General features: G+C 59.9%; 6 protein-coding genes. 2 read left to right on the top strand and 4 right to left on the bottom strand.

Annotated elements, in window-relative coordinates:
- Positions 1 to 772: 772 nt before the first annotated feature.
- Genes ACJH6H_RS29380 through ACJH6H_RS29365 form a run of 4 tightly spaced genes read right to left on the bottom strand, consistent with a single transcriptional unit; the run spans position 773 to position 3,894 of the window.
- The gene (locus tag ACJH6H_RS29380) at positions 773 to 1,006 is read right to left on the bottom strand and encodes a hypothetical protein (RefSeq protein ID WP_406776359.1); all 234 of its coding nucleotides are present in this window, start codon (positions 1,004 to 1,006) and stop codon (positions 773 to 775) included.
- On the bottom strand, positions 1,003 to 2,532 hold the full coding sequence (locus ACJH6H_RS29375; protein ID WP_406776358.1) for an FtsK/SpoIIIE domain-containing protein: 1,530 nt from the start codon (positions 2,530 to 2,532) through the stop codon (positions 1,003 to 1,005). Before ACJH6H_RS29375 ends, ACJH6H_RS29380 begins: the two co-directional genes overlap by 4 nt.
- Positions 2,529 to 2,987 carry a hypothetical protein gene (locus tag ACJH6H_RS29370; RefSeq protein ID WP_406776357.1) on the bottom strand — a complete coding sequence of 153 codons (459 nt, stop codon included), beginning with the start codon at positions 2,985 to 2,987 and terminating at the stop codon, positions 2,529 to 2,531. Before ACJH6H_RS29370 ends, ACJH6H_RS29375 begins: the two co-directional genes overlap by 4 nt.
- Before the next feature lie 55 nt (positions 2,988 to 3,042).
- The gene (locus ACJH6H_RS29365) at positions 3,043 to 3,894 is read right to left on the bottom strand and encodes a hypothetical protein (protein ID WP_406776356.1); all 852 of its coding nucleotides are present in this window, start codon (positions 3,892 to 3,894) and stop codon (positions 3,043 to 3,045) included.
- A gap of 475 nt (positions 3,895 to 4,369) precedes the next feature.
- On the opposite strand from ACJH6H_RS29365, the gene ACJH6H_RS29360 reads away from it, so the two are divergent.
- On the top strand, positions 4,370 to 4,741 hold the full coding sequence (locus ACJH6H_RS29360) for a hypothetical protein (protein WP_406776355.1): 372 nt from the start codon (positions 4,370 to 4,372) through the stop codon (positions 4,739 to 4,741).
- Positions 4,742 to 4,783: 42 nt separating this feature from the next.
- Positions 4,784 to 5,329 carry a hypothetical protein gene (locus tag ACJH6H_RS29355; RefSeq protein WP_406776354.1) on the top strand — a complete coding sequence of 182 codons (546 nt, stop codon included), beginning with the start codon at positions 4,784 to 4,786 and terminating at the stop codon, positions 5,327 to 5,329.
- Positions 5,330 to 5,359: the final 30 nt, after the last annotated feature.

Below are 5,359 nucleotides of genomic sequence, written 5' to 3'. Positions count from 1 at the left end.
ATTTTCGAGAGACCTCGACCTCTATCCCGGCAACGACGCGCCAACCACCTCTACACCCTCATCTGTGAAGAGCCCATATAGCCCCGTCTGACCTTCGCCGTTAGATCAGCACGTGAAGCCAGCCAGCGCCGGTAGGCGTACTCGACAGTGATCGCGGCACCGCGCTTAGGATCCACAATGATCCCGCGCGAGTAGGACGCGATCACCTCAGCCTCGAATTTGCGCGCCTCCGCCGCCGAGCGAAACACCTTCCGCCGTTTGATCCGGCCCGGAACACGCCACTCAACGCGCCACCGCGGTTCACCACCCGAGGTCAGATACTTGGTTATCGACACGATCAGGCCCTACCGATGCCCGCCCATGCGGCAAGCTTCGACCCAGGCCAACACATCGCGACGGAGCCAGCGCCGCCGGCGTGGACCCAGCTGAACATGCGGCGGACCGTACGACGGCAAACCGAGTTCGCGACGTTGCGCATATTCGTGCAGCGTTGAGACGGAATATGGCACCAGAATGCTGACCTGGTGTGCCGTCAGAAACTCGAAATCATCAGCATCACTGGATATTTCACGAATGACACGCATCTACGCGCCCTCTCTTGGCTCCCGCGGGACCGCTGACGCGGTCCCTTGCGTCTGAACGGTGTGGTCCCAGACGAACTCGACAGTTAAAGCATCGACAACCCGACGGTCGATGAAGTCAGCCGCGCGATGAAGACTCCGTTCATCGTCAAACGTCAGCCGAACCGTCAGCATGAATCTCCCTACTGCCACTACGCTCTCCTCAAGCGGTCGGCGCACAACTGCACGTCGACACGTCTTCTCAGGTCATCCGCTGTAGCAGCCAGGGCATGCAGGAACTCAGCATTCGGGTCGTCTTGGGCCCGCCAGCGTTGGGTTTCCGCATACTCGGCAAGTGCATCGATAATCACGAACGCCTCGTGGCTGACATCGTGGTTAGCGCTGATGGCCAGTTCGACATGGAACACCTCTTCGCCACCCGTCACTGGTCGTGTCCTCCGTGACGTGGATCGGCAACCATGCTCGCGTAATACGAGGACCAGTCGGCGACTGCGCCGTCGGGAACAAACGGAGAACGGACACGTGCAACGTGCCCCATCCCATCGGAGTAGACGGCGAGTCCTTGGGGCGCCGCGACCGGAGTGATTGGCGATTCAGCCGCTGACCACGCGTCACCGAGCACTGCTTCGGCGGCCTGTCGTGTCTGCACCGAGTAGCAGAGCTTGATGCCGGCGGAATCTCGCAGCGATGTCGGCAGATTGTCAGCCGTCGGCTTCTGTGTGGCGAGAATGCATACGAGTCCGGCCGACCGGCCTTGCGACATCAGCCGCAGTAGAAGACCGATGATTTCGTCGACGAGTTCACGAGCACCTTTACTCGGGTGATAGGCCTTCGACACGAATGCCTGGACCTCATCGATGCACAGCACAATCAGCGGCATGTCTACTCCGGGGCCAAGGTCCCAAAAGTTGGACGAGCCACGGTGATTCATCATTGTCGCGACTCTGCGCGCTCGTTCGGACTCGAGAGAGCGCAGCAGCGCGATCACCGACTCAAGATCGTCAACCGTGCTGATGTACCTGAAGCACCTCGCGGCGAATGGGTCCCAATCGGACCCACCCTTTCCGTCCACGACCGCAAGCTGGACATGTGGCTGTGACGCCCACGCGGCCATCATCGAACGTAGCGACCCCGTCTTGCCGGACCCTGGCTGGCCACCAACCACGACGCCGGCCCTGTTCGCAAGGGGAACGTCCACCCAGGATCCGTCCCCGTCAACGCCGACGCGGAGTGACCAGTCAATAGGCGGCACCGGTCGTGCGAGCACGAGTGAGCTGTGCAACGGATCGGCGTCGGGAGTCGTCTCCGTGTGGCGGTGGCTCAGGTCGAGCACGCCAGGTTTCGGTGACGAGAGAAGCAGCTCCACACCAAACAGATGCGGTAGCTCTCCCATTGCCGCTTTCCAGGCCATCGCGGTCCCCGGCAGCGGGCGAAACCGGACAGTGTCGACTGTGTCCCCGGACCGCGCCTCGATCGCGGTCGGCCGCTGGACCGTGCCATCGTTCAACCTGAACAACAGGCCTCGGCTGATCAGTACGTCGTCGAAGTCGGTTAGCCGACCCGTCAGTGATTGATGGAGAAGCCTGAGTTGGTGGCCTTTCTTGAAGACCATTGGCGCACTTTTGCGTGAAGTCGCAACTGCGACCAACGCAATCCCGACGAGTAGTGCTACGGGCCACAGGCTGTATATGAGCTTGATGAACAGCCACCCCGCTCCGATGAGCGCGGGCACGACGAACAGCGAACCCAGGGCCGCCCCGCTGTCTCGTGCGACTGCGGCCGCCAGCACTCCGATGATGACGCCGACAACGATCATCAAAACGGCAGGTGCTGCTGCGTGGAGTCCAAACCACGACATCAGGCCGAGAGCGATGAGCCCGGTGGACCACAGGCATCCGCTACCGATGTCTGACACCATTTGCTGCCGATCGTGACCTGTACGGGCGCTCACGATGCGGCCCGCTGCTCACGCACGGCAGCTTTCGCGGCTGCCAACATTTCAGTGGCGTTACCGATGTCACTCACACCTGTAATCCCCGTGATCGTGGCCCGTGTTGCACCAAAATCACCGCCGCGCACCGTCATTCGGAGTGATCCGGTGATTTCGATCAAAGTCCCAGCGGGCGGTAGAGCACTGGTGAGCGGCTCCGGCGCGATCACCGTCGCACCTTCCACCCATCCGACCAGGCTGCCGGCGACAGTCGCGGGGAATACCGCCAATTCCGTGCCGGATGCGTCGGTTTCTACGCCGACCGCGACTCGGGTGCCGTCTGCGCGTGTGCTGTAGCGTGACCGCGCCCGTGCAGGTCCAGCCACCACAACTCGAAGCGAATTACCAAGTGCCAAATCCATTTTCGAACCTTCCTGTTCGGATTCGTACCGGCTAATCCGGTACTGATCCAACATTTCCAGCCGGTTGGCCCACCGACTAGGGGAAGTCGCAAATGTTCGAAATTGCAGGTCAGGGGGTATAAGTCCGCCGTTTCCGGCCAATGACAGGCGTTCCTGGCGGTGCCGACGACAACCAGACCGTGCCGCGATCTGCAGATTCGATTAGCTCGCCGATCGTGCGAGTCATGTCGTGAAACGAGGTGAACAAGGTGTTCGCGTCATCGAGCAGTTTCGGAACTCTTGCTGAAACGCCCTTCGAGGCAACCCATGGTTCGGTGAATCGGCGCCACGACGCCAACGTTGATTGGCGACCATACTGGCTGCCCCACCGGCCCAGAACCCGCCCGATTTCGGCTGGAGTGGCACCCGTACTGGCGAGTCTTCGTGCAAGGCGAGTCCGGTCGCGCGTCGTCAATACCCCGCCGGCCATTCGCCTCAGTTCTTTCCACGCATTCTCGGTATCCGAGAATGCGTGGACGATGGCCCCCTCTGGGACATGCGCAGTGATCTCGAGCTGGGCTCCGAGCTCGTCAGTCAGCGTGTCGATATGTTTCTGGACTTGTAAGAGCCAGGGGATATGCACGTCGAGCAGTGCTCTGATCTGGCTTCGCGCCGCTTCAAGTGAGTCATCGACCACTTGCCCGCGAAATTGCATGGCAGCCTGCTCTACACATTCGGCCAATGCCTGGCGGCCGGCCGTTGTAGTTGTTTCTCGCCCGCCGCGGAGCGACGGCCCGGCGAAGACCAATCGGCGCAGCATCCCGCGATCTTGAGACTGCCCGAGAGCACTGTCGATGCGCTTGGCGGCGACGCCAGCTCGCAAAGCTTTCGATGTTGCAGTTCGAACTGTCTGGAGACCGCCGGATAGCGTTTCGGAACTTGCAACCACCTGGGCAAGATCGTCGTCTACGGACTGGCCCATGATCGTAGCCTAGCTGCATTCTGCGGGTAACCGCATTGAGCGGCGGCCATAAATTGGCACCACCCGGACTTGGTGCGTGATAGCGACCGGTGCCGCCATCCGCGAGAAGGCTTGCGGTGGAAAGGCCATCCGCGCCGGGCGTCAAAAGGAAGCTCGATCCACGTTGGCAGTGTCACGAATTGACAGTCATTAATCTAGTGCGCCACTCGGTATTCGGTGATGCAAGAATATTTCTTGGATAAGCATGTATAGCACTGCTAGCGACGCTATACATGGGTTCATCGCTATAAAGTAAATCGCCGATTGCACTAATTTTGCTGCGTTGCTTCATATGGCAGCTATGCATGGTTGTAGAGCTAGATTGTCAATTTTATGGGGTCATATGTCAACGTTTAGTTGACCGTACTCAGAATTCCCGTTCAGTCAGTTATTCTCTTGGCCGGTAATGCAATGCATCGTTTATGGGGTGTCGAGAATGAAATACATTTCAGGCGAGAACGGCATGGCTGTGCTCGAACTAAGTCGGAGGAACCTGACCATACTTCTGGCGAAGTTGGACGACCCGCTTTCCGCGCGCGCGTTGGTGGCGCCGGACGGTCAGCTCATGGTTCGAGTTGTTGAAGAAGAGGAGTCTGTAGCAGTTCGCCTTGCCCGGTTGAGCGAGGGTGTAGTCCAACTGACTCGCCGTGAAATCCACTGTCTACTAATGACTTTGGATCGTGGTTGCAGAACGCGCATAGGGAAGAACATCGGAAACGTGTCGATCCGGGCGGTCGAGGACCATGAGCATTACCACGATCGGCGGCCAGGACTGATGTGGATGCCATCGTTAGGGGAGATGTTGTGAGCAGAGTGTCCGAGTACCGCCCCTACCCGCCGCGTTGGTCCAATGACTGACGACGACATCGTCCCGCCGGAACTCACCGAGACCGAGAAGGCTCGGCACCGCGCTGCGCATGCTGCGTCCGCCGACCTACGCGCGGCATTCGAGACCGGCGACCAGGACGAGCGTTACGCGGCTGCTGGGCAGTTCTTGCAGGCTATTTCGAAACTTGATCCCACTACCCGCGACAAGCTGCACGTCCCCGACGACGCGGGGGAATACAGGTACGACCTCATAAGAATGATGCTGCGCATCCCTGATCGTTGGGGCCGCTGGATCAGATGCGAAGCCGGCTGGTATCCGCTGATCACACAACTCGACCAGCAGTTGGCAGAGCTAGACCCCGCCTATGAGCTGTATCAGTGCAAGGAGAAGTTTGGCGAACTGCGCTACTACGCGCACACCGACCGCGAGGACGTATGCATTGCGTTCGATGATTTGATCAGCGCAGCGGAACGCCGCAGTGCCGTCACTTGCGAACTTTGCGGCGAGCCCGGAGCCTTGCAGAGCAATGATCAGAACCTGTGGATGAGCCTCGGCGAGGCGGCGTAGGAAAGGGCGCACCTTCCCGAGGATGATCTG

The organism is Mycobacterium sp. SMC-21, assembly GCF_045310825.1.
Classification (GTDB): domain Bacteria; phylum Actinomycetota; class Actinomycetes; order Mycobacteriales; family Mycobacteriaceae; genus Mycobacterium.
The sequence above is the reverse complement of the archived record's forward strand: the minus strand, read 5'-3'. Positions and strand labels throughout refer to the sequence as shown.